The organism is Microbacterium aurantiacum (genome assembly GCF_040532595.1).
Lineage (GTDB): Bacteria > Actinomycetota > Actinomycetes > Actinomycetales > Microbacteriaceae > Microbacterium > Microbacterium chocolatum_B.
Genome location: NZ_JBEVYX010000001.1, coordinates 216160 through 239084, shown reverse-complemented (window position 1 = coordinate 239084; position 22925 = coordinate 216160). Strand labels below are relative to the sequence as shown.

Genomic DNA, 22925 nt, shown 5'->3' with positions numbered 1-22925 from the left:
ATCCGTACTCGGATCAGGCAAGGAGGCCTCATGACCGAACCACGACCGGATGCCGCATCGGCGCGTGTCATCGACTACATCGCCGTGGAGGACTCTCCTCGGTTCCGTCAGCTCAAGAAGACGCAGCGGAGCTTCGTCTTCCCGCTGTCGCTGGCGTTCCTCGCCTGGTACTTCGCCTACGTGCTGCTGAGCTCGTTCGCCCCGGAGTTCATGGCCCAGCGCGTGTGGGGGGCCATCACCGTCGGGCTCCTCCTCGGGCTCGGACAGTTCGTGACGACCTTCGCGATCACGATGGGCTACGTCGCCTTCGCCAACCGCCGGCTCGACCCCATCTCGGCCGAGATCCGCGAGGACCTCGAGAAGATCGAGCGGGGTGACGCGTGAACCTCTCTGTTCTGGCCTCAGCCTCGACCGCGGAGAACAACCCGGTCCTGAACATCTCGATCTTCGGCGCGTTCGTTGCCGTGACGCTCTTCATCGTCATCCGCGCGAGCCGCAACAACCGCACCGCCGCGGACTACTACGCCGCGGGCCGGTCGTTCACGGGCCCGCAGAACGGCTTCGCGATCGCCGGCGACTACCTCTCGGCGGCATCCTTCCTCGGCATCGTCGGGGCGATCGCGATCAACGGCTACGACGGGTTCCTCTACTCCATCGGCTTCCTCGTCGCGTGGCTCGTGGCCCTCCTCCTCGTCGCCGAGCTCATGCGCAACACCGGCAAGTTCACGATGGCCGACGTGCTGTCCTTCCGGCTGCGGCAGCGGCCGGTCCGGATGGCCGCCGCGATCTCGACCCTCGCGGTCTGCCTGTTCTACCTGCTTGCGCAGATGGCGGGCGCCGGCGGCCTCGTCTCGCTCCTCCTCGGCATCAACGAGCGCATCGGCCAGTCGATCGTCGTCGCCGTCGTCGGCATCCTGATGATCGTGTACGTCCTCATCGGCGGCATGAAGGGAACCACGTGGGTGCAGATCGTCAAGGCGTTCCTCCTCATCGGCGGTGCGGTCCTCATGACGATCTGGGTACTCGCGATCAACGGCTTCAGCCTCGATCGGCTGCTGGAGTCCGCGGTCGCCGCCTCCACCACCACTCCCGCCGACGCGATCCTCGGGCCGGGCCTGCAGTACGGCGCGAACCCGTGGGACTTCATCTCGCTCGCCGTCGCGCTGGTCCTCGGCACCGCGGGGCTCCCGCACGTGCTGATGCGCTTCTACACCGTGCCGACGGCGAAGGAGGCCCGTCGGTCGGTGGTGTGGGCGATCTGGCTGATCGGCCTGTTCTACCTGCTCACCCTCGTGCTCGGCTATGGCGCCGGCGCCCTGGTCGGACCGGAGACGATCCGCAACGCACCGGGCGGCGTGAACTCCGCAGCCCCCCTCCTCGCCCTCGAGCTCGGCGGACCGCTCCTCCTCGGCTTCATCTCCGCGGTCGCGTTCGCGACGATCCTCGCGGTCGTGGCGGGACTCACGATCACCGCCGCGGCCTCCTTCGCCCACGACATCTACGCGAACGTCGTGAAGAAGGGCGAGGTCCCGCCGGACGGCGAGGTCAAGGTCGCCCGCCGCACCGTCGTGGTCATCGGTATCCTCGCCATCGTCGGTGGCATCGGCGTCCAGGGGCAGAACATCGCGTTCCTCGTCGCCCTCGCCTTCGCCGTGGCGGCATCGGCCAACCTCCCGACGATCATCTACTCGCTGTTCTGGCGGCGCTTCACCACCCGCGGCGCGGTATGGAGCATGTACGGCGGGCTCATCGCGGCGGTCGGGCTGATCCTCCTCTCCCCGGTGTTCTGGGGGACCGAGACGAGCGTCTTCCCGAACGTCGGCGTGGCCCTGTGGCCGCTGAACAACCCGGGCATCGTCTCGATCCCCGTCGGGTTCTTCCTCGGCTGGCTGGGCTCCGTCGTCTCCCGCCGGAGCGAGGATCCCGAGAAGGCCGCCGAGATGGAGGTGCGCTCGCTCACCGGGTTCGGCGCCGAGAAGGCCGTCGACCACTGACGACGGCGACGGCTTCGCGACGCGCAGCCGGAACGCCCAGGCGGGCGCGGGGTGGCCTACACACCCCGCGCCCGCCGCGGTGTCACGCTCGGGTCCGCGACACCTCGAGGTCGAGCAGCGCCCGCTTGACCTCGGGTCTTCCCCCGTACTCGCCGATGGATCCGTCGGCGCGCACCACCCGGTGCACCGGGACGAGGATCGAGAACGGCGTCCGCGCGCACGCCGTCCCCACCGCCCGCGCCGCACCCGGGCTCCCGGCGAGCACGGCCACCTCGCCGTAGCTCGCCGTCTCGCCGTAGGGGATCGTGCAGACCGCTTCGAGGGCCGCGCGGGTGAAGCCGTGGACGCCCGTCCAGTCCCACGGCAGGTCGAGCGGATGCCGCGCGCCGGCGCCGCCGTCGTGCTCCGCGTCGTCGAAGTACTCCTCCAGGGCGTCCGCCGCCCGCTCGGCGATCGCCGACGGGGATCCCTCCGGGTGCGGGGCGGACCCGTTCACCGGCGTCGGGATCATCCCGGTCCGCAGCGCCACCCGCTCGAGCGCGATCGAGAGGGGCACCTCGATCGGATGCAGCTCCACGATCCCGCTCACCGCCGCGACGATCAGCACGTCGCCAACGGGGGAGGGCTGGACGAGGAAGCGGGGCGGCTCGTGCGAGGTCATGGCCCGATCCTGCCGCGTCCTGCCCGCACCCGATGCGTCCGAAACGAAACCGGGGACAACCCTCGGCGACGCCAGGCGGCATCCGTCCTGGGGAGGAGGGGACGCGCCGGGCCAATACCGCGAAACCGGGCGTGGATGCAAGCTCTCCGGCGCGCCGCCGCTTAGGGTGTCACTCGTGTGGCGAGCAGAAGGCAACGCCGTGGTCGGCGACAGGGAGAGCATGTCCGGACCCTCGGTGACCCCCGGTGATCTCGGGCTCGCCGAACCCGGGGTGACGGTGGTGCACGTGGCCGAACCCGAACGCGAGCGCATCCGCCGTCAGTCCGCGCGGCTCGGCGGCCGTTCGACGCTGCTGCACTACTCCGACGCGACCGACGCCGCGATCGAGATCACCAAGGCCCACCCGGGAAGCCTGCCGCAGTTCATCACCGGCCGCTCCACCCTGCTGTCGAACCTCTTCCGCGACGAGGTCGCGGTGCGCAACGCCCGCCTCGCCGCCCAGCGGATCACGACGAAGAACGTCGAGCTGCGCACCGCCCGGGGCATCGACGCCGTGCACCTCGCCGTGGGTCTCGCCTCCTGGCGACTCGGCGGTCTGAACTGCACCGCCCCGGTTCTCCTCCGACCGCTCGCGATCCGCCGCCATCACGGCGACTTCGAGCTCAAGCTCCACGGCGCCTTCCAGGTCAACCCCGAGCTCCTGCGGGCCCTGCGCACCCACTTCGGCATCGAGGTCGATGGCCGGGCGCTCTCGGCCCTCGCCTACGACCAGGGCATCTTCAAGCCGCAGCCGGTCATCGACCACCTGCGCGCCCTCGCCCACCGCTTCGACTCGTTCACCGTCACCCCGCGCCTCATCGTCTCGACCTTCGCCGACGTCGGCAGCGCCATGTCGCGCGACGGGGGCGACCTCGACCACCCCGTGCTGAACGCGCTGGCCGGCCACCCCGACGACCGCGCGCGGCTCGTCGCGCGCCGCGAGGGGGGAGCGGCCACCAACCCCGACGAGCGGTCGCCCGCCGCCGACACGCTCCTCCTCGACGCCGACTCCGAGCAGGAGCGCGTCCTGGCCCGCATCCAGGCGGGGCAGTCGATGGTGGTCCACACCCTGCCCGGCACCGGCGGGACGCAGACGATCATCAACGCCCTCGGCGGACTCGTCCGCGACGGCAAGCGCGTCCTCGTCGTCAGCGCCCGCCGCTCCACCCTCGACGGCATCCGTCATCGCCTCGCCGGCATCGCCCTGCCGGGCCTGGCGATCTCGCCCCGCCACCTGCAGCGCGACCTCATCCGCGCGATCGGGCGGAACGAGAAGGCCGAGCAGCCGAAGGTCGCCGACGTCGACGAGGCCCTCGTGCGCCTGCGCCGCGTGCTCCGCGACTACCGCGGCGCCGTCACGACCACCCACGTCGACCTCCGTGTGTCGGTGCTCGAGGTGCTCCGCGAACTCGCGCGCCTGGCGTCCCTCGATCCCGCCCCTTCGACGACCGCGCGCCTCGGCGTCGCCGCGCTCCAGCGCCTCGCCGTCGGCCGCGACGAGGCCGCGCGCGACCTCGCCGCGGCGGCGCGACTGGGCGAATTCCGCTTCGGTCCGTCCGACTCGCCCTGGTACGGCGTGAGCTTCGCCTCACCCGAGGCGGCGGCCTCCGCCCACGCCCTGGCCGGGAAGCTGCACCGGCAGGACGTCCCGGCGCTCCTCGAGCGGGGCTACTCCCTCATCTCGCAGACCGGCATGCGGCCCTTCCAGACCATCGCCGACCTCGGCGAGTACCTCACGCTCATGCGCGGCATCCGCGACTCGCTCGACCGCTTCAGCCTCACCGTCTTCGAGCGCCCGCTCGGCGAGCTCATCGAGGCACACAGCGGGCGCCGGGACTCGACGATGAGCTCGGCCAACCGCCGTCGACTCAAGCGCCTGTCGAAGGAGTACGTCCGTCCGGGCGTCCACGTCCCCGACATGCACGAGGCGCTCGTCCGCGTCCAGCAGCAGCGCACCGAATGGCAGCGCCACGTCGACGCCGGCGTCGCCCCGCAGGTGCCGCTCGGGCTCGGCGACGTCCACGTCGCGTGGCAGCGGGTCGACGCGGAGCTCGCCGAACTGGATGCCGTGCTCGGCCGCTCCGGCGCCGACCGCCTCGCCGCGCTCCCGGTCAAGACGCTCGTCCGCACCCTCGCGCAGCTCGCGGCGGAGTCCGACGTCTTCGACAACCTGCGCGAGCGCGCGGAGCTGCGCGGGAAGCTCGCCTCGTTCGGTCTCGAGCCCCTCCTCGCCGACCTGTCGGTCCGGCACGTTCCCGAGGGCGAGGTCGCCGCCGAGCTCGAGTACGCGTGGTGGCAGTCCGCCCTCGAGCACCTCCTGCGGGTCGACCGCGGGCTCCTCGGCGCCAACACCGCCGTCGTCGATCGGCTCGAGCGCGACTTCCGCCTCGTCGACGAGGCCCACGCCGCGGCATCCGGACCCCTCCTCGCCGCCCACCTGGCCACGCAGTGGCGCATCGGCATCGTCGACCGCGCGGGCGAGGCGCAGCAGCTGCGGCGCGCCTTGAAGGACGGCGGGGCCACCGCCGCGCAGCTGGACGCCGTCGCCCCGCACCTGATGGCGCAGCTCGCGCCGGTGTGGCTCGCGACCCCCTACGACGTCCCCGAGATCCCCGAGTCCACCGCGTTCGACGTCGTGATCATCGCCGACGCGGGCGCGCTGTGCCTCGCCGAGGCGACGCCGGCGCTCCGGCGCGGGGGACAGGTCGTCGCCTTCGGCGACCCCGTCACGCAGAAGCCGACGCCCTTCGAGGTCGTCTCGCGCGTCTCGCCCGAGCGGGAGGAGGACGACGAGGTCGAGCAGGTCCCCTTCGACGGCGTCAGCATCTTCGAGCGCCTCGCCGAGCTCCTCCCCATCGAGACCCTCACCCGCAGCTACCGCGCCGGCGGGGAGGACCTCGCCGAACTCGTCAACGACGCCTTCTACGGCGGCGAGATCGTCTCCCTGCCGTGGGCGGGCTCCTACCTCGGCCGCGGCAGCCTCAGCGTCGACTACGTCGAGGGCGGCACCGGGGCGCCGGATCCGATCTCGGGAGCCGTGGAGAGCCCAGACGCCGAGGTGCGGCGCGTGGTGACCCTCGTCGTCGAGCACGCGGTGAACCGCGGCTCGGAGTCGCTCATGGTCGTCACCGCGAGCGCGAAGCACGCCGAGCGCGTGCGCGCCGCCGTGGAGGCCGCGTTCGCCGGCCGCGCCGACGTCGCCGACTTCCTCTCGCGCGACACCTCCGAGCCCTTCGCGGTGCTCACCCTGGAGGAGTCCGTCGCCGAGAGCCGCGACCGGGTCGTCTTCTCGCTCGGCTTCGGCCTCACCCGGCACGGCCGCGTCCTCAGCGACTTCGGCGACCTGTCGACGCCCGACGGCGAGCGACTGCTGACCGTCGGCATGACCCGCGCGCGCCGCTCGATGGTGATCGTGTCGTCGATCCGCCCGTCGGCCTTCGATGAGGGACGCCTCGAGCACGGCGCCGCCACCATCATGTCGATCCTCGGCAGCGTCGCCGACCGCGCCCGCCAGGCGCGGCTGGAAGACCTCGCCGACCCGCTGACGCTCCGTCTCGCGCGGGAGCTGCGGCGCCTGGGCCTCTCCGTCGACGTGCACTACCGCGGACTCCTGCCGCTCGTCGCGCAGTACGGCGGCAAGGCCGTCGTCGTCGAAAGCGACCCCGAGACGATCGGGGAGTCGCTCCGCGAGTCGTTGCGTCTGCGGCCCCAGATCCTCCGGCGCCTGGGCTGGCACTACGTGCGCGTGCACTCCTTCGACGTCTACAGCGACGCCCCCGCCGTCGCCCAGCGGATCGCGGCGCTCCTCGGGGTGCCGCCCGAGACCCCGCGCGTCGACAACGACACCGAGCCGTTCGACCCCGAGCCGTTCCATGGCGGACGCTGAGCGCCAGCGCGTCGAGCGGGTCCCCGGTGCGCGGCGCGCGCGCCTGACGCCCGCCCCCGACACGACGGCCGAGCCCGTGCCGGGCGACGAGACGACGGATGCCGCCTCCCGGGGGGAAGCGGCATCCGTGGGTGGATCGGGTCCCAACGACGAGCGCCTGCGGCGCGACGTCCCGCCGCACTACTGACGCGCGGACGCGACGTCCGCGACGGGCGGCAGGGCTCAGATCTTCGGCGTCTGCTTCTGCTGCTCGAGCAGGTCGCGGATCTGCATCAGCAGCTCCTGCTCGGTGGGGAGCTTCTCCTCGGCGTTCTCGACGACGCCGAGCTTGGCTGCCTGGCGCTCCTTCCAGCGGTTCATCGGCATCACGAAGATGAAGTAGACGACGATCGCCACGGCGAAGAAGCTGACGATCGCCGTGATGAGGTCGCCGACGGGGAAGGTGACGGTGCCGCCGTAGAGGTCAGGGACCTGGATGCCGGGGACGCCCTCGGCATCGGCCTTCCAGAAGATGGCGATGAGCGGTGTGATGATCGAGGCGACGATCGCGTTGACCACCGCGGTGAACGCGGCGCCGATGACGACGGCGACGGCGAGGTCGATGACGTTGCCGCGCATGATGAATTCTTTGAAGCCTTGGATCACGGCGTCACTTCCTCTGGTCTCGTCGGCTCGCGCCGGTCAGGATCCCGCGGGTGCGGGAGAGCTCTTCTTCGTCTCGGAGGACGATGATGCCGAACTCCCGCCCCCGTCGCCACCGGACGCGCCCGAACCCGACGAACCGGAGCCCGAGCCCGAACCCTTGTTCGCGCCGGCGCGGGAGTCGGTGCGGTAGAAGCCGGAGCCGTTGAAGGTGACGCCGATCGACCCGTACTCCTTGCGGAGTACCCCGCCGCACTCGGGGCACTCGGTCAGCGCGGGGTCGGCGAAGGACTGCACCTGTTCGAAGCGGTGCGCGCACTGCTTGCAGGCATAGGCGTATTTGGGCATGGTGTCTCCGGCGGGTCAGCGCCCGGTGGGCGCGAGGGTGAGGGTCTGCGTGGGCGTGACGATGCCCGTCACGGGCTGGTCGTGGACGTCACGGGGGATGTCGTCGATGATCTCGGAATCGAAGACCACCGCGTACACCGGTGGGCACTTCTCCATCGAGCCGATCGTCTTGTCGTAATGGCCGCGGCCCCAGCCGAGGCGCATCCCGTCGGGATTCACGGCCGCGGCGGGGATCACCAGCACGTCGACGTCGTTCACCGCGATCGGGCCGAGGAGCTCGCCCACCGGCTCGGGCAGACCGAACAGGCCCTCCGCGATCTCTCCGTCCGGGGTGGCCACCGCCCAGTCGAGCAGACCGTCGGCACGGGTGACGGGGAGGAGCACCCGGATGCCGCGGGCTGCGGCATCCGCCACGAAGGCGTGGGTGTCGGGCTCGGTCGTGGTGGAGAGGAAGCAGGCCATCGTCCGGACGCCGTGCGCGGCGACGAGGGCGTTCAGCTGCGCGTGCAGGCCCTCGGCCGCGGCGGCGCGGGCGGCGGGGGACATCGCGTGGCGGCGCTCGCGCAACTCCGCGCGCAGTGCGCGCTTCGCATCGGCGATGGCGTCGGACATGCTCCCGATTGTAGGCGGCGCCTTGAGGTACGACGCGCTCGCCGGTGACGGGCATGACATGCGCCGTTCACATGCCTGGGTAGAGTTGCCGCATGACCCAGAAGCCCTTCAAGGCCGTGATCCCCGCGGCCGGACTCGGCACGCGCTTTCTCCCCGCGACCAAGGCCATGCCCAAAGAGATGCTCCCCGTCGTCGACAAGCCGGCGATCCAGTACGTCGTCGAGGAGGCCACCGCGGCCGGCATCGAGGACGTGCTCATCATCATCGGGCGCAACAAGAACAACCTCTCCAACCACTTCGACTCCGTCCCCGAGCTCGAGAGCAACCTGCTGAAGAAGGGCGACCAGGACAAGCTCGCCAAGGTGCAGCGCTCCAGCGACCTCGCCGACATCCACTTCGTCCGTCAGGGCGAGCCCCGCGGACTCGGGCACGCGGTGCTGCGCGCCCGCGCGCACGTGGGCGACCACCCCTTCGCCGTCCTCCTCGGCGACGACCTCATCGACGAGCGCGATCCGCTGCTGACCACGATGCTCGAGGAGCACCGCCGGACCGGTGCCGCGATCGTCGCCCTCATGGAGGTCGACCCCGACAGCATCCACATGTACGGCGCGGCGGCCGTGGAGGCCACCGGCACCGACGGCGTGGTGAAGGTCACCGGCCTCGTCGAGAAGCCGAAGAAGGAGGACGCCCCCTCCAACCTCGCCATCATCGGCCGCTACGTCCTGAGCCCCGACGTGTTCGAGATCCTCGAGCGCACCGAGCCCGGAAAGGGCGGCGAGATCCAGCTCACCGACGCGCTGCAGGAGATGGCGGCCGACACCGACGGCCCCGGCGTGTTGGGTGTCGTCTTCGGCGGCCGCCGCTACGACACCGGCGATAGGGTGGACTACATCAAGGCCATCGTGCAGCTGGCCGCGGATCGTGACGATCTCGGACCCGAGCTGCGTCCCTGGTTCAAGGACTTCGCGGCGACACTCTGACGCCGCTCGACGGAGGGGGTCCGGGTGGATCTGGGAGCTCCCCGCGGTCACGGTCCGGTGTCGATCCGGCTCGTCAAGCAGCGCGACGCGCGCATCCTGCAGCACGAGCTCGCCGAGAACCGCGAGTGGCTTCAGCCATGGGAGGCGACGAGCCCCGACGGTCCGGTGTCGTTCGACATGCGCCTCGGTGTGCGGCGACTGCTGCAGCAGTACCGCGACGGCGCCGGCGTCCCCTACGTCATGGAGTACGCCGGCGAGGTCGCCGGTCAGCTGAACGTGTGGGGGATCGCGCGCGGCTCGCTCGCCTCGGCGACGATCGGCTACTGGGTCAGCCGGCGTTTCGCGGGGAGGGGGATCACGCCCACTGCGGTGGCGCTGGCGACCGACGCGTGCTTCACCGAATTGCGTCTGCACCGCATGGAGATCTGCATCCGTCCCGAGAACGCCGCGAGCCTGCGGATCGTGCAGAAGCTCGGCTTCCGGTACGAGGGGCTCCGGCGGCGCTACATCCACATCGACGGCGACTGGCGGGATCACTACGCCTTCGCGCTCGTGCGTGAAGAGGTCCCCGAGGGCGTCCTCGCGCGGTGGATCGCGGGCCGCGCGCCGCAGGACGCCGCGGCGATCCCGCCGGCCGACCGCCTGCACGCCTGAGTCTTCGGCCGGGTCTTCGCCGGATCCCCCCCCACGACACGCCACCGGATGCCGCGGTTCGCGGCATCCGGTCCCTAAAGTTGGTGACCATGGGCGGACAGGTGTGGGGCGGCGGGGTGATCGTCCTCGTATCGGTGCTTCTGTGGCTGGTGTACCTGCTGCCGTCGTGGCACAGCCGCCGGCAGTTCGACGCCGCCGAGCGCAACGCCGTCCGCCTGAACCAGGCTCTGCGGGTGCTCGCCGAGACGAGCGAGACGCCTGACGAGGTGCGGGTCGAGCTGAACACCCGTACCGCCCTCGCGCAGCAGAAGCTCGCCCGTCGCGCCCTCGCCGAGCGCGAGTCCGCGGCGCTCGAGCAGGCCCGCATCGACCTCGAGCGCGCGCGGGACGCCCGCGCCGCCGCGCGGCGCTCGCCCGAGGCGCGGCAGGCCCGTGCCCGACGCCGCACCCGTCTCGTCGCCACCGTCCTCACCCTCGCCGGTGCGGGCGTGGCCGTGTGGGGCGGTGTCACCGTCGTGCTGACCGGAGCGCAGCCGCTGCTGTGGACCGGCGTCGGCGTGGCCGTGGCCGGACTCCTGGTGCTGCAGCGGATGTCGCGGGTCGGCGCCCGTGCCGCCGCACGTGCGCAGCGCATCGGTGCGGCCGAGGCTGCCGCGGTCGTCCGCGAGGCCGCGGGCGCCGAGGTGCAGGACGTCGAGCTCGTCACCGCTGAGCGCCGCTGGCAGCCGCGCGATCTGCCGCGTCCGCTCACGGCATCCGCCGGATCCCGCGCCGCGGCGATGCTGGATGCCGAAGCCGCCCGCGAGGAGCTCCGTCGGGCCGCGCGGGAAGAGGCACTGCGTGAGCGCGTCGAGGCCGACGCGCCGCCGTCGATCGGTGCGGCCCGCGCCGCCCGCGAGAGCGAGTTCGCCCGGATGGGGCACGTCGACGACGCCGAGATCGAGGCGCACGTGCGGCGCCTCCTCGAGCGACGCGCATCGGGTCAGTGACGCCCGCGCGGTTCGGTCGGCTCCGGCGGGCGTGATAGTCTTTCGGAGGTTCTTGGGCCTGTGGCGCAGTTGGTAGCGCGCTTCGTTCGCAATGAAGAGGTCAGGGGTTCGAATCCCCTCAGGTCCACCAGAAAAGCCCGGCTCACGCCGGGCTTTTCCCGTTCCCGGGGTGGTTCCGGGGTGGGGTCGCTCGGTGGCGCCGTCGCGCGGGTCGCGGGGCGCGACACCCGCGGGAAGGCGCCACTGAGCGGATGCCGCGGGTGCGGCGGGGGTGCCGCCGGTGGGGCGCGGGACTCAGGGGCGCAGAGGGGAGCCGGCGGAGGTGAAGCGGAACCCGCCGAACTCGCCGGAGAGCATCGGGCGGGCCGTGGCGATCGCCGCCTGCACCTCTGGCAGCTCCAGCGACGCGCGGTGAGCTGCGGCGTCGTCCCACACCTCGACGACGTACACCGTGCCCGGGTCGTCATCGACGACACCGACCTCGTAAACACGGCATCCGATCTCCGCCAGCGCGTCGTTACGGGCGACGAGGATCTCGACCAGTTCATCACGTCGGCCCGGCTCGACCCCGAGGGTCCCTGCGTTCACGAACACCATGGCCCGACCGTACCGTGACGCGCTCGGTTCGGTGGCGCCGTCACGCGGGTCCTGCGGCGCGACACCCGCACGAAGGCGCCACCGAGTCCCGTTCACTTGTCTCCAGATGCGGGTGTGATGCCGCGACACCCGCACGTGGCGACAAGTGAACAGGGGAAGGGCGGGACGAGCCCGGGGGTGCCCCGCGGGTCTACCATCGGGTCATGACGACGACGTCAGGGGCGGACTGGGACGCCTACGCGCGGGATCTCGCCGCGCGGCTGGTCGAAGCGCGCGAACGGGCGGGCCTCACGCAGGATGCCGTGGCCCGTCGCGCCGGCATCGCCACCTTCACGTACCAGAAGCTCGAGAAGGGCGAATCGAACCCCGGCACGCCCGCCAACCCGCGCCTGCAGACCATCGTCGCGCTCGCGCGCGCCCTCGAGGTCGACGTGTGCGCCCTCGTCCCGCGTCAGAGCTGAGTCGTCACGGATTCGCGCGCCGCCGCAGCGGCGGATCGTCGGATGCCGCGGGCACGAAGACCTGGAGGTACTGGCAGAGCGACACCTGACGCGAACCGCGCCACCCGTCGCGCACCCGCGCCATGCTGAAGCCGCGCTCCATGAGGTCGCTGGCGCTCTCGGGAGTGAGCCTCACCCCGCGCTCAGCGGGCACCCACCCGCCGGCTCCGGTGTACAGCGACAGGATGCGCTTGTGGTGGGCGGCGCGGGACGGGTGGCGTGAGGCGGCCATGCAGACTCCGGGTGTGACTGGGATGGACGATGCCCCAGGTATACCACGCAGACATGGCGAACGTGTGTCGCGTGTCGAGACGTCAGGCGGCGGGATCCACTGCCGCGGCCGCCGCGCGCGCGGCGTGCGGGAGAGCCTCCAGGATCTGCGACACCGCGCCGTCGTCGTGGCTCGCCGAGACGAACCACGCCTCGAACACCGACGGCGGCAGCGAGACGCCGTGCTCGAGCATCGCGCGGAAGAACGGCGGGTAGCGGAACCCCTCCTGCGCCTTCACCGTGTCGTAGTCGTACGGTGCCTCCGCGGCGAACTGGAAGGAGAACAGCGACCCCGACCGCTGCAGGACGTGCGTGACGCCCTCGGCGCGGAGCGCGGCCGACGCGGCATCCGCGATCGCCGTCGAGGCCCGCTCGATCCGGGCGTACGCGGCGGCGTCGAGGTTCTCCAGCGTCGCCCGACCCGCAGCGACCGCGACCGGGTTCCCGCTGAGGGTGCCGGCCTGGTAGACCGGCCCGAGCGGCGCGAGGAGGTTCATGATGTCGGTGGACCCGCCGAGGGCCGCGAGCGGCAGGCCGCCGCCGATCACCTTCCCGAACGTCAGGAGGTCGGCCGCGAACGGGACCGGGTCCTCGCCGTACCAGCCGGCGGGACCCACCCGGAAGCCGGTGAGCACCTCGTCGACGATGAGGAGCGCGCCGTGGGAGTGGGCAATGTCGGCGAGGGCGGCGTTGAAGCCGTGCCGGGGCGGGACGATGCCCATGTTGGCGGGGGCGGCCTCGACGATCACCGCGGCGATATCGGCGCCGTGGACGGCGAAGACCTCGCGGACGGCGTCCAGGTCGTTGTAGGCGATGACGAGCGTCTGCGCGGCGATCGGCGCGGGGACGCCGGCCGAGCCGGGCATCGCGAGCGTCGCGACGCCGGATCCCGCCTCGGCGAGCAGCCCGTCGGAGTGCCCGTGGTAGTGCCCGGCGAACTTCACGATCAGGTCGCGCCCGGTCGCGCCGCGCGCGAGACGGATCGCGGTCATGGTCGCCTCGGTGCCGGTGGACACGAGGCGGAGCTTCTCGACCGGCCGCACGCCGTCGCGCACGATGCGCGCCTCGACGTGTTCCGCCAGCGCCGTCTCGCCGGGGGTGGACGCGCCGAACCCGAGCCCGTGCGTGGCGGCCTCCCGGACCGCTTCGACGACGGCGGGGTGGGCGTGCCCGAGGATCGCCGGGCCCCAGGACCCGACGAGGTCGACGTACTCGCGCCCCTCGACGTCGGTGACCCGCGGGCCCTTCGCCGAGACGTAGAACCGCGGGGTGGTGCCCACCGATCCGAAGGCGCGGACGGGGGAGTTCACCCCGCCGGGCATCGCGTGGCGTGCACGCTCGAACTCGCGCGCGTTGGTGGTCGGGGTCATCGTCATCGAATCCATCCTGCGAGCTCGGTCGCCCAATACGTCAGTACCGCGTCGGCGCCGGCTCGGCGGATGCCGAGCACCGACTCCTCGATCGCGCGGCGTCGATCGATCCAGCCGTGGGCGGCGGCGGCCTCGATCATCGCGTACTCGCCCGACACCTGGTACGCCCACACCGGCACGGGGCTGGCCGCGGCGGTGTCGGCGAGGACGTCGAGGTAGCTCATCGCGGGCTTCACCATGACGACGTCGGCGCCCTCGGCGACATCCAGCATCGCCTCGCGGACGCCCTCGCGGCGGTTGGCCGCATCGAGCTGATAGGTGCGGCGATCGCCCTGAAGCGAGGACTGGACGGCCTCGCGGAACGGACCGTAGAACGCCGAGGCGTACTTGCCCGAGTAGGCGAGCAGCGCGACATCCGAGCGTCCCGCGGTGTCGAGCGCGTCGCGGATCGCCGCGACCTGGCCGTCCATCATCCCGGACAGTCCCAGCAGGTGCGATCCGGCATCCGCCTGGGCGAGGGCCATGTCGCGGTAGCGGACGAGCGTCGCGTCGTTGTCGACGGCGCCGGCGGCGTCGAGCACGCCGCAGTGGCCGTGATCGGTGAACTCGTCCAGGCACAGGTCGGTCTGCACCACGAGCGCATCGCCCGCCTCGGCGACCGCGACCCGCGTGGCGAGGTTCAGGATGCCGTCCGGGTCGGTCGCGCCGGATCCTTCGGCGTCCTTGTGCTCGGGAACGCCGAAGAGCATGATCCCGCCGATGCCGGCGGCGGCGGCGTCGGCGACGGCGCCCTTGAGGGTCTCGGTGGTGTGCTGGACGACGCCCGGCATCGACGAGATGGGAACGGGAGCGCCGGCGCCCTCGCGGACGAACACCGGAAGGACGAGCTCGGCGGGGTGCAGCCGCGTCTCGGCGACGAGGCGGCGCAGCGCCGGGGTCGAGCGGAGGCGCCGCGGACGGACGGTGGGGAAACCGCTCACGGGCGTGCTCCCGTCAGGTCGGCGGCGCCGGCGTCGAGGAGCTCGCGGGCGACGCCCTCCGCGACGCGGAGGACGGCATCCTCGTCCGGCCAGTCGATCGCGTGGGCGGAGGAGAGCACGGTCTGGCCGTCGAGGCTGTAGACGCGCGCGGACAGCAGGAGCAGGCCCGCGTCGACGACGGCGTGGGCGCCCACGGGGGCCGAGCAGCCCGCCTCGAGCAGCGCCAGGACGTGGCGCTCGGCCTCGACCGCGGCGCGGGTCTCGGGGTGGTCCAGGCGGGCGACGAGCTCCTCGTCGCCCCGGCGCACCTCGATGGCGAGCGCACCCTGCCCGGGGGCGGTGGGCCACGGACCGAGCTCGAGGTGCTCGGTGATGACGTTCGCGCGCCCGAGGCGGTTCAGGCCCGCGGCGGCGAGGACGACGGCGTCCAGGTCGCCCTCGCGGACGCGCCCCAGGCGGGTGTCGACGTTTCCGCGGATGTCGACCACGTCGAGGTCCGGACGCTTCCGGCGCAACTGCGCCATGCGGCGGGGCGACCCGGTGCCCACCCGCGCCCCCTGCGGGAGCTCGGCGAGGGTCAAGCCGTCCCTGGCGCACAGGGCGTCGCGCGGATCCTCCCGGGCGGGGATCGCGGCGACGACGAGGTCGTCGTGCAGTGCGGTGGGGAGGTCCTTCAGCGAGTGGACGACGACGTCGCAGCGGTCGTCCTGCAGCGCGTCGCGCAGGGCGCCGGTGAACAGTCCCGTCCCGCCCGCGCGCGAGAGCGGCTCGCGCGAACGGTCGCCGTCGGTGGTGATCGTGACGATCTCGGTGGTGACTCCGGTCGCGTCGACGAGGTCGGACTCGACCGTCCCGGTCTGGGTGAGGGCGAGCGCGCTCCCGCGCGTGCCGATGCGGACGTGCGCGGTCACGCCAGGACCTCGTCGATCTCGTCGAGGCCGATGCGGCGCCCGGTGTAGAACGGCACCTCCTCGCGCACGTGGCGACGGGCCTCGGTCTGGCGCAGGTACCGCATGAGGTCGACGAGGTCGACGAGTTCGGGGGCCTCGAGGGCGAGGATCCATTCGTAGTCGCCGAGCGCGAAGGAGGCGACGGTGTTGCTCAGCACCTGCCGGTACTCCGAGCCCTTCCGGCCGTGCTCGGCGAGCATCTGGCGGCGCTCCTCGTCGGGGAGGATGTACCACTCGTACGAGCGGACGAACGGATAGACCGTGAGCCAGGTCTCGGGCGCCTTGCCGCGCATGAAGGCGGGCATGTGGCTGCGCGTGAACTCCGCGTCGCGATGCACGCCCATCGCGTTCCACTCCGGCAGGAGCGAGCGCAGGGGCTCGGCGCGGCGGAGGGTGCGCAGGGCCGCCTGGAGCGCCTCGGGGTCCTCCCCGTGCAGCCACAGCATGAGGTCGGCGTCGGCGCGGAGCCCCGAGACGTCGTAGACGCCGCGGAGGGTCACCCCGGCATCCTCGACCTCCGCCACCGCGGCGGCGAGGGCATCGGTTCCGGCGGGGGCAGGTCGGGCCGGATCACGGCGCAGCACCGCCCAGAGGGTGTAGCCGAGAACCTCGTTCTGGTCGGGGGTGGGGACCTGGTCGGGGGTGGGGACCGAGGAATCGCTCATGGATTCCATCCTTTCACCCCGGGCGGGGGTGGGGTTCACTTCGCCGCGAGAGCGGATGCCGCGGCCTCGGCGTGCGCGATGATGCCGGCGAGGCCCGACCCCGCCGCGGTCTCGCCGACGACGGTGACCCCCGGTGGCGCGACCGCGGCCGCGGGGCGGAACCACGTGACGTGCGCGGCGCCCTCGGGGTCGGGGAGCGCCACCCCGAGGAGGGCGGCGGCGTCCGCGCGGGCGGCGGCGACCGGGTCCGCCGGGAGGTCGTCGAACGACAGCCGGAGGACGTGGCGTCCGGCGGCGGCGTCGGCGAGCCACGCCCACTTCGCCGTGGCGTGGGTGAGGGCGCGGGCGGTCACCGGCGCTCCCGCGGCGACGAGGAGACCGCTTCCCCGCGGCGCGGCATCCAGCTCCGGCTGATCCACGACGAGGGTCACGAGGTCGATGCGGCGCGGCGGCGCGGCGGCGGGGAGGACGTCGGGCGCGGCGACCACCACAATGCCGCCGAGCCGCTCCAGCGCGGTGACGTCCACCGACGAGCGCAGACGGATGTCGCCCCCGTGCGCCGCGAGATCGTCGGCGAGGGCGGACACGAGGCGGTGGACGCCGCCCCGGAGCCCCGCGACGACCGATCCCGGGGGCGCGGCCGCGCGGAGGGCGCTCATCGCCCCCGACAGCGACCCGGTCTCGGCGAGGGCGGCGCGCAGCCGCGGGTGTACGCGCTCGAGGATGACGCCGTCGGGGTGGAGCGAGTGCACGCCGTGCACGACCGGTGCGACGAGGAGGTCGAGGACGGCATCGCCGTGGCGGGCGCGCACGAGCGGGCCGAGCCGGGCGCCGGCGGCGAGGAGCGGATCGTCGGCGGTCATCGGCGACGCATCGCGCGCGACCGCCTCCTCCGCGCCGGCGCGACCCACGATCGCGACGACATCGTCGGCGAGCGGGTCGCCCGGGATGCCGAGGAGCGCCGTCGCCGGGAGAGGGGCGGCCTCTCCGCGCGCCGGCTGCAGCCAGGCCGACACCGGCTCGGGGCGCACGAGGTCGCCCGCGAGTCCGAGCTCCTCGATCAGTGCGGTGACGGTCCCTCCGCGCGTGGCGAAGCTCTCCGCCCCGGCATCCATCACGATGCCCGCGATCTCGTGCGCGGCGACGGTGCCCCCGAGGCGATCGGATGCCTCGTGCACCACCACGTCCGCGCCGCCGCGCGCCAGACGCCGCGCGACGACGAGGCCGGCGACTCCGCCGCCGACGACGTGGACGTCAGGCATGGGTGTGGACGAACTCCACCAGGCGGGTCAGGACGTCGGGGTCGGTGGTCGGAGGCACGCCGTGCCCGAGGTTCAGCACGTGGGCGGGGGCGGCCTTGCCGCGGGCGAGGACGTCGCGCACGTGCGCCTCCAGCACCGGCCACGGGGCGGCGAGGAGCGCCGGGTCGACGTTGCCCTGGAGGGGCACGGCGTCGCCGAGTCGCCGCGACGCCTCATCGAGCGGCAGGCGCCAGTCGACGCCCATGACGTCGACGCCGATGCCGTGCATGGCGGCGAGGAGCTCGCCCGTGCCCACCCCGAAGTGCACGAGCGGCACCCCGAGCGCCCGGGCGGGCGCGATCGCGCGCTCGGAGAACGGCGCCACGTGCGCGGTGTAGTCGGCGAGACTCAGCGATCCCGCCCACGAGTCGAACAGCTGCCCGGCCGAGGCGCCCGCCTCGATCTGCGCGGCGACGAAGGCCCCGGTGATCTCGGCGCACCACGACAGCAGAGCCGCCCACGCGTCGGGATCGGAGTGCATCATCGCCCGCGTGAGCATCTGCTCCTTCGACGGCCCGCCCTCGACGAGGTACGACGCGAGGGTGTACGGGGCGCCGGCGAACCCGATGAGCGGGGTCGCGCCGAGCGCGTCCACGGTGAGCCCCACAGCCTCACGGATCGGGGCGAGGGCGTCGGGGTCGAGCGGGGGGAGGGCGGCGACATCCGCCGCCGAGCGCACGGGGTTCTCCAGCACCGGGCCGCGACCCGGGACGATGCGGACGTCCACGCCCGCCAGGCGCACCGGGATCACGATGTCGCTGAAGAAGATCGCGGCATCCACCCCGTGCCGGCGCACCGGCTGCAGCGTGATCTCGCTCGCCATCCCGGGGTTCAGGCACGCGTCGAGCATGTCGGTGCCCACGCGCAGCTCCCGGTACTCCGGAAGAGATCGCCCGGCCTGCCGCATGAACCACACGGGCGTGTTCTCACCGCGCTCGCCGCGGTAGGCGCGGACGAGCGCCGACGACGCGTTCCGGTCGATGAACGGCGGACGGGCTGAAGAGGTGCTCACACGGTTAACATTAGATACGTGCTCCTGTGCTTCACCGCGAATCATCGAAACGCCGACCTCGACCTCCTCGAGAAGCTCTCCGTCGGCGCACCCGCGGCCACCCGCACCCTCGTGGACGACGAGCTGTTCGTCGCCGGAGCCGTCGTCCTCGCCACCTGCAACCGGTTCGAGGCCTACCTCGACATCGATGAGCCGCTCACGGGCGGCGAGGTCGTCGCGGTCGAGTCCGTCGTCGAGACGATGGCCGAAGCCAGCGGCATCCCGGTCGATCGTCTTCGCGAGAGCGTCGCGGTGCACCGCGGGGAGGACGCCGCGGCCCACCTGTTCGCCGTGACGAGCGGCCTGGAGTCGATCGTCGTCGGCGAGGACGAGATCTCCGGCCAGGTCCGCCGAGCCCTCGACACCGCCCGCGTGGAGGGGACGACGAGCCGTGAGCTCGAGCGCCTCTTCCAGAAGGCCGCGCACACCAGTCGCGGCATCCGCAGCCGCACCTCCCTCGGCGGCAGCCACCGCTCGCTGGTCCGCTTCGCCCTCGAACTCGCCTCCAGTCGCATCGCGGACTGGTCGGATGTCGAGGTCCTCGTCGTCGGCACCGGCCGCTACGCGGCCACCACCGTCACGGCCCTGCGTGCCCGCGGCGCCGTCGACCTCCGCGTGTTCTCGCCCTCGGGCCGCGCCGCCGCCTTCGCCGCGCGCCACGGTCTCGAGGCCGAGCCGTCGTTCGCCGCGGCCGCCGCGCGCGCGGACGTGGTCATCACCTGCACCGCGGATGCCGTCGTGCACGAGGACGCCTTCACCCCCGGCCACCGGGTGATCGTGATCGACCTGGGTCTTCCCCGGAACGTCGACCCCGCCGTGGGAGCGGTCGACGGCGTCGAGCTGCTGGACCTGGAGACCATCCGCCTGCACGCGCCGCTGGAGGAGTTCAGCGCCCACGCCGACGCGCGCGCCCTCGTCGGCGACGCCGCGGCGGAGTTCGCGGCCGACCGTGCGGCCGGGCCTGCGATCACGAAGCTCCGCGGCGAGGTGCTCGGCCTCGTGGAGGCCGAGGTCGCGCGGGCGCGGGCGCGCGGCGCGGGCCCCGAGGTCGAGGAGGCCCTCCGCCACCTCGCCGGCGTGCTGCTGCACAAGCCGTCCGTCCGCATCCGCGAGCTCGCCGTGGAAGGACGTCTCGACGAGGCGCACCAGGCGCTGGAGACCCTGCACGGACTCGCGGTCGAGCCGTCGCTCCCCGCGATCGCTCGAGATGCGATCGTCGGCGGCCCGGTCCTCGGCGACACCACCGCGGGCTGCCCCCGGGGCGCGGCGAGCGCCTGACGCCCGCGCGCACCCCGGAGCACCGCGCGCGGGTCAGCTCGCCAGCGCGTGCTGCCGACCGCCGGCGAGACGTTCGGCGGCGAGCCCCTCGGCGGCGGCGAGCGGGGTGACCCCGCGCGTCTCGGCCTCGTCGTAGATGCGCCGCAGCGTGTCGCCGATGGCGCTCACCCGGGACATGATCTCGGGCCGGGTGCCGATCTTCTTCGCCTCCAGGTCGAGGTAGATGACCCCGCCCGCGTTGACGACGAAATCCGGAGCGTAGAGGATGCCGCGCTCGGCGAGGCGCTCGGCTCCGGCCCGCGCCGCGAGGGGGTTGTTGGCCGGTCCGCACACCGCACGGGCGTCGAGGGCGTCGATCACCTCGTCGGTGAGCACCCCGCCGATCCCCGCCGGGACGAAGACGTCGGCGGCGGTCAGGTGCTCTTCACCCGGCGGGCACCAGCGTGCGCCGAGCTCGGCGGCGAGGTGCTGCTTCGCCGGGTTCACGTCGGTGACGGTGAGCTCGGCGCCCTCGGCCGCGAGGCGCACGGCGAGGCGCGAGCCGACCTGGCCGAGCCCCGAGATCGTGATGCGCCGGTGGGCGATCTCGTCGGACCCGGTGACGCGCTCCAGCGTCGCCCGCAGGGACTCGTACACCCCGAGGCTCGTCGGCCCCGCGGGTTCGCCCGATCCGCCGACGGCATCGGGGAGGCCCACCACGTGATCGGTGCGCTCGCTCACGACGAGCATGTCCTCGGTGGTGGAGCCGACGTCTTCCGCCGTCCGGTACAGGCCGTGGAGCGACTCGACGGCGTCGCCGAGGTCGAGGAACGCCGCGCGCCGGCGCTCGGCATCCAGCACGGCGCCCTCCGGCAGCGCGATGACGGACTTGCCGCCGCCGGCGTCGAGGCCCGCGGCGGCGTTCTTCAGCGTCATCGCCGCCGACAGCCGCAGGGCGTCGCCGAGGGCGTCGCTCCAGTGCGGGTACGACCAGAGACGGGCGCCGCCCAGGGCGGAGCCGAGCACGGAGGAGTGCAGGGCGACCGCGAGGAACAGGCCGCTCCGCCGCCCCGTGATCACCTCCACACGTTCGTGGGTGAAATCGGGAAGGGGCAGGGTGTGCGTCATCGCGTTCCTCTTTCGGCCGGCCTTGTGGGCTCTGCGCTGCGGATGCTGCGGCTGTGCGGCATCCGCTCTCCATTGTGCCCGACCGGCTCGTCGGCGTCACGGGATCGACGCGCGGCGCCGGGCAGGGCGGCGGCGAGATCCCGCTGCGGGTCGCGACCGGTGAGAGCGCGAAGGGCGTACAGGATCGTGGCGAGGTCGACGAGCTCCTGCACGAGCGCCCCCGCCACGGCCGGGATGAGGCCGGTCGTCGCCACGAGCATGAGCCCGATGCTGAGCGCGATGCCGATGCCGATCGCGGAGAGCGCGACGCGCAGCGTGTCGCGGCCGATCGCGACGGCATCCACCACTCCGGCGAGGGAGTCCTTCAGGATCACCACGGATGCCGCCTCGCCCGCCGCCGTCGCCCCCTTCGCCCCCATCGCGATCCCGACGTCCGCGGCGGCGAGGACCGGGGCGTCGTTGACTCCGTCCCCGACCATGAGCACCGGCCGGGGCTGCAGCCCGGCCGCCAGCGCGACCTTGTCGGCGGGGAGGAGCTCGGCCCGCACCTCGTCGATCCCGATCGCCGCGGCGACGGCTCGGGCGGTCGGTTCGGCATCGCCGGTGAGCATGACCGCGCGCTCGACGCCGTGCGCGCGGAGCCACGCGACGACGGCCGCCGATTCCGCGCGCGGATCGTCGGCGAGGATCAGCGCGCCGGCGAAGGAGCCGTCGACCGCGACGTAGGCGGCGGCCTGTCCGGAGGCGATGTCCGCCGTCCGGGTGTCGGGAGCGAGCGAACGGACGTACCGGGGCTTGCCGACCACCACCGTCCGCCCGCCGATATCGGCGCGGACGCCGTTGGTCGCCGTCTCCCCGGCCGCCGTCGCCGTCGCGAGGGGGAGGCCCCGCTCCTCCGCCGCGCGGCGGATGCCGTCCGCCAGGACGTGGGTCGAGTACTGCTCCGCGGAGGCGGCCAGACGCAGGACCTCGTCGGCAGCCCACCCGTCCGCGGCGCGCACCTCGACGACGGTGGGCCGGCCGCGCGTCAGCGTGCCGGTCTTGTCGAACGCGGCCGTCCGCACGCGCGCAAGCTGCTCGATGACGGCGCCGCCCTTGATGATGACGCCCGCCCGTGCCGCCCGGGAGAGCCCGCCGAGGAACGCCACGGGGGCGGCGATGAGGAGCGGACAGGGCGTGGCGAGCACGAGGACCTCGGCGAAGCGCGTGGGATCTCCGGAGATCCCCCAGGCGGCGCCGGCGATCACGAGCGACACCGCGGTGAAGGGGATCGCGAAGCGGTCGGCGAGACGCACCACGGGCGCCCGCGACTCCTGCGCCTCCCGCACCAGCGCGACGATCTGCTGGTACTGGCTGTCGGCGCTGCGGCGCGCGGCGCGAAGCCGGATCGCCGCCGAGCCGTTCACCGACCCCGACAGCACCTCGTCGCCCTCGGCGCGCGGGACCGGCATGCTCTCCCCGGTGAGGGAGGACTCGTCGATGCTCGCGGCGGGGGAGAGGAGGATCCCGTCGACGGGCACGATCTCGGCGGGGCGGATGAGCAGCACGTCGCCGATCTCGATCTCGTCGGCGGGGACGTCGGTCACGGCATCCGTTCCGTCCGGCGCGGAGCGCACGCGGTGCGCGGTGCGGGGCGCGCGCTCCAGGAGCGCCGTGAGCTCGCGGTTCGCGCGGCGTCCGGCGACGTCCTCCAGCGCCTGACCGCCCGAGAGCATCAGCACGATGATCAGAGAGGCGGCGTATTCGCCGATGGCGAGGGTCGCCACCATCGCCACGACCGCGAGGATGTCCAGACCCACGTGCCCGCGGACGACGTCGCGGATCATCCCGATCAGGGTGAACGCGATGAACCCCGAGACGGAGAGGATGCTGACCCACTGCGCGGCATGCGGTCGCCCGATGAGGGCGAGGACGAGTGCGAGCGTGCCGACGACGACGGTCGCCGTGATGATCGGGTAGCGGGTGAGGGGACGCAGGTACCGGGGCACGGGGCCAGTCTCCGCCGCCGCGGCGGGGTGCGCCAGGGTCGTTGGGCCCGCGGGACTCTCCGT

Annotated in this window: 23 protein-coding genes and 1 tRNA gene; 10 read left to right on the top strand and 14 right to left on the bottom strand. The window is 73.1% G+C overall.

Going from position 1 to position 22925, the window contains the following annotated elements:
* The first annotated feature begins 30 nt into the window (after positions 1-30).
* Positions 31-384, top strand: coding sequence for a DUF485 domain-containing protein (locus tag ABXJ56_RS01160; RefSeq protein WP_353997913.1), 354 nt, complete (start codon positions 31-33; stop codon positions 382-384).
* Complete coding sequence (locus ABXJ56_RS01155; RefSeq protein ID WP_353997912.1) at positions 381-1994, top strand: solute symporter family protein; 1614 nt, start codon at positions 381-383, stop codon at positions 1992-1994. The genes ABXJ56_RS01160 and ABXJ56_RS01155 overlap by 4 nt, the downstream gene beginning before the upstream one ends.
* Before the next feature lie 82 nt (positions 1995-2076).
* Here ABXJ56_RS01155 and ABXJ56_RS01150 read toward each other — a convergent pair whose 3' ends face one another.
* Positions 2077-2655: a methylated-DNA--[protein]-cysteine S-methyltransferase gene (locus ABXJ56_RS01150; protein ID WP_353997911.1), complete on the bottom strand. Its 579-nt coding sequence runs from the start codon at positions 2653-2655 to the stop codon at positions 2077-2079.
* Positions 2656-2875: 220 nt separating this feature from the next.
* Between ABXJ56_RS01150 and ABXJ56_RS01145 the strand changes: the two genes are divergently transcribed.
* Both ABXJ56_RS01145 and ABXJ56_RS01140 read left to right on the top strand, forming a co-directional pair.
* On the top strand, positions 2876-6580 hold the full coding sequence (locus ABXJ56_RS01145) for an AAA family ATPase (RefSeq protein WP_353999939.1): 3705 nt from the start codon (positions 2876-2878) through the stop codon (positions 6578-6580).
* Positions 6567-6767 carry a hypothetical protein gene (locus ABXJ56_RS01140; RefSeq protein ID WP_353997910.1) on the top strand — a complete coding sequence of 67 codons (201 nt, stop codon included), beginning with the start codon at positions 6567-6569 and terminating at the stop codon, positions 6765-6767. Before ABXJ56_RS01145 ends, ABXJ56_RS01140 begins: the two co-directional genes overlap by 14 nt.
* Before the next feature lie 35 nt (positions 6768-6802).
* On the opposite strand, the gene mscL is transcribed toward ABXJ56_RS01140, so the two are convergent.
* The 3 genes from mscL to ABXJ56_RS01125 are packed head-to-tail and all read right to left on the bottom strand — an operon-like array spanning position 6803 to position 8182.
* Positions 6803-7225 (bottom strand): large conductance mechanosensitive channel protein MscL, encoded by a 423-nt coding sequence (gene mscL / locus ABXJ56_RS01135; protein ID WP_353997909.1) that lies wholly within the window; start codon positions 7223-7225, stop codon positions 6803-6805.
* A gap of 36 nt (positions 7226-7261) precedes the next feature.
* Positions 7262-7570, bottom strand: a complete 309-nt coding sequence (locus ABXJ56_RS01130) for an FmdB family zinc ribbon protein (protein WP_353997908.1) — start codon at positions 7568-7570, stop codon at positions 7262-7264.
* 15 nt (positions 7571-7585) lie between these two features.
* The gene (locus ABXJ56_RS01125) at positions 7586-8182 is read right to left on the bottom strand and encodes a 5-formyltetrahydrofolate cyclo-ligase (RefSeq protein WP_353997907.1); all 597 of its coding nucleotides are present in this window, start codon (positions 8180-8182) and stop codon (positions 7586-7588) included.
* Between the two features lie 92 nt (positions 8183-8274).
* Here ABXJ56_RS01125 and galU point away from each other — a divergent pair, with 92 nt between their 5' ends.
* The 4 genes from galU (at position 8275) to ABXJ56_RS01105 (ending at position 10935) form a co-directional block, all read left to right on the top strand.
* Positions 8275-9162 (top strand): UTP--glucose-1-phosphate uridylyltransferase GalU, encoded by an 888-nt coding sequence (gene galU, locus ABXJ56_RS01120; protein WP_353997906.1) that lies wholly within the window; start codon positions 8275-8277, stop codon positions 9160-9162.
* 24 nt (positions 9163-9186) lie between these two features.
* Positions 9187-9816, top strand: a complete 630-nt coding sequence (locus ABXJ56_RS01115; RefSeq protein WP_353997905.1) for a GNAT family N-acetyltransferase — start codon at positions 9187-9189, stop codon at positions 9814-9816.
* A gap of 89 nt (positions 9817-9905) precedes the next feature.
* A complete protein-coding gene (locus ABXJ56_RS01110; protein ID WP_353997904.1) occupies positions 9906-10805 on the top strand; it encodes a large exoprotein in 900 nt (299 codons plus the stop codon).
* Positions 10806-10859: 54 nt separating this feature from the next.
* Positions 10860-10935 (top strand) — tRNA-Ala (locus ABXJ56_RS01105).
* Between the two features lie 164 nt (positions 10936-11099).
* On the opposite strand, the gene ABXJ56_RS01100 is transcribed toward ABXJ56_RS01105, so the two are convergent.
* On the bottom strand, positions 11100-11402 hold the full coding sequence (locus tag ABXJ56_RS01100) for a putative quinol monooxygenase (RefSeq protein WP_353997903.1): 303 nt from the start codon (positions 11400-11402) through the stop codon (positions 11100-11102).
* Between the two features lie 203 nt (positions 11403-11605).
* On the opposite strand from ABXJ56_RS01100, the gene ABXJ56_RS01095 reads away from it, so the two are divergent.
* The gene (locus ABXJ56_RS01095; protein WP_353997902.1) at positions 11606-11863 is read left to right on the top strand and encodes a helix-turn-helix domain-containing protein; all 258 of its coding nucleotides are present in this window, start codon (positions 11606-11608) and stop codon (positions 11861-11863) included.
* A gap of 4 nt (positions 11864-11867) precedes the next feature.
* On the opposite strand, the gene ABXJ56_RS01090 is transcribed toward ABXJ56_RS01095, so the two are convergent.
* From ABXJ56_RS01090 to hemE, 7 genes are all read right to left on the bottom strand, one after another.
* Positions 11868-12134 (bottom strand): hypothetical protein, encoded by a 267-nt coding sequence (locus ABXJ56_RS01090; protein ID WP_353997901.1) that lies wholly within the window; start codon positions 12132-12134, stop codon positions 11868-11870.
* Positions 12135-12216: 82 nt separating this feature from the next.
* Positions 12217-13548: a glutamate-1-semialdehyde 2,1-aminomutase gene (gene hemL, locus ABXJ56_RS01085; protein ID WP_435404929.1), complete on the bottom strand. Its 1332-nt coding sequence runs from the start codon at positions 13546-13548 to the stop codon at positions 12217-12219.
* The gene (hemB, locus tag ABXJ56_RS01080) at positions 13545-14522 is read right to left on the bottom strand and encodes a porphobilinogen synthase (RefSeq protein ID WP_353997899.1); all 978 of its coding nucleotides are present in this window, start codon (positions 14520-14522) and stop codon (positions 13545-13547) included. The genes hemL and hemB overlap by 4 nt, the downstream gene beginning before the upstream one ends.
* Positions 14519-15433, bottom strand: coding sequence for a hydroxymethylbilane synthase (gene hemC, locus ABXJ56_RS01075; protein ID WP_353997898.1), 915 nt, complete (start codon positions 15431-15433; stop codon positions 14519-14521). The genes hemB and hemC overlap by 4 nt, the downstream gene beginning before the upstream one ends.
* Positions 15430-16137 carry a hydrogen peroxide-dependent heme synthase gene (gene hemQ / locus ABXJ56_RS01070; RefSeq protein ID WP_353997897.1) on the bottom strand — a complete coding sequence of 236 codons (708 nt, stop codon included), beginning with the start codon at positions 16135-16137 and terminating at the stop codon, positions 15430-15432. The genes hemC and hemQ overlap by 4 nt, the downstream gene beginning before the upstream one ends.
* A 35-nt stretch (positions 16138-16172) precedes the next feature.
* Entirely contained in the window at positions 16173-17399 is a 1227-nt protein-coding gene (locus ABXJ56_RS01065; protein WP_353997896.1) for a protoporphyrinogen/coproporphyrinogen oxidase, read from the bottom strand.
* Positions 17392-18495, bottom strand: coding sequence for a uroporphyrinogen decarboxylase (gene hemE, locus ABXJ56_RS01060; protein WP_435404927.1), 1104 nt, complete (start codon positions 18493-18495; stop codon positions 17392-17394). The genes ABXJ56_RS01065 and hemE overlap by 8 nt, the downstream gene beginning before the upstream one ends.
* Between hemE and ABXJ56_RS01055 the strand changes: the two genes are divergently transcribed.
* Positions 18469-19767 (top strand): glutamyl-tRNA reductase, encoded by a 1299-nt coding sequence (locus tag ABXJ56_RS01055; protein WP_353997894.1) that lies wholly within the window; start codon positions 18469-18471, stop codon positions 19765-19767. The two genes, hemE and ABXJ56_RS01055, sit on opposite strands and share 27 nt — an antisense overlap.
* Positions 19768-19800: 33 nt before the next feature.
* Here ABXJ56_RS01055 and ABXJ56_RS01050 read toward each other — a convergent pair whose 3' ends face one another.
* Positions 19801-20874, bottom strand: coding sequence for a Glu/Leu/Phe/Val dehydrogenase family protein (locus ABXJ56_RS01050; RefSeq protein ID WP_353997893.1), 1074 nt, complete (start codon positions 20872-20874; stop codon positions 19801-19803).
* Positions 20871-22862, bottom strand: a complete 1992-nt coding sequence (locus ABXJ56_RS01045; protein ID WP_353997892.1) for a heavy metal translocating P-type ATPase — start codon at positions 22860-22862, stop codon at positions 20871-20873. Before ABXJ56_RS01045 ends, ABXJ56_RS01050 begins: the two co-directional genes overlap by 4 nt.
* Positions 22863-22925 lie beyond the last annotated feature (63 nt).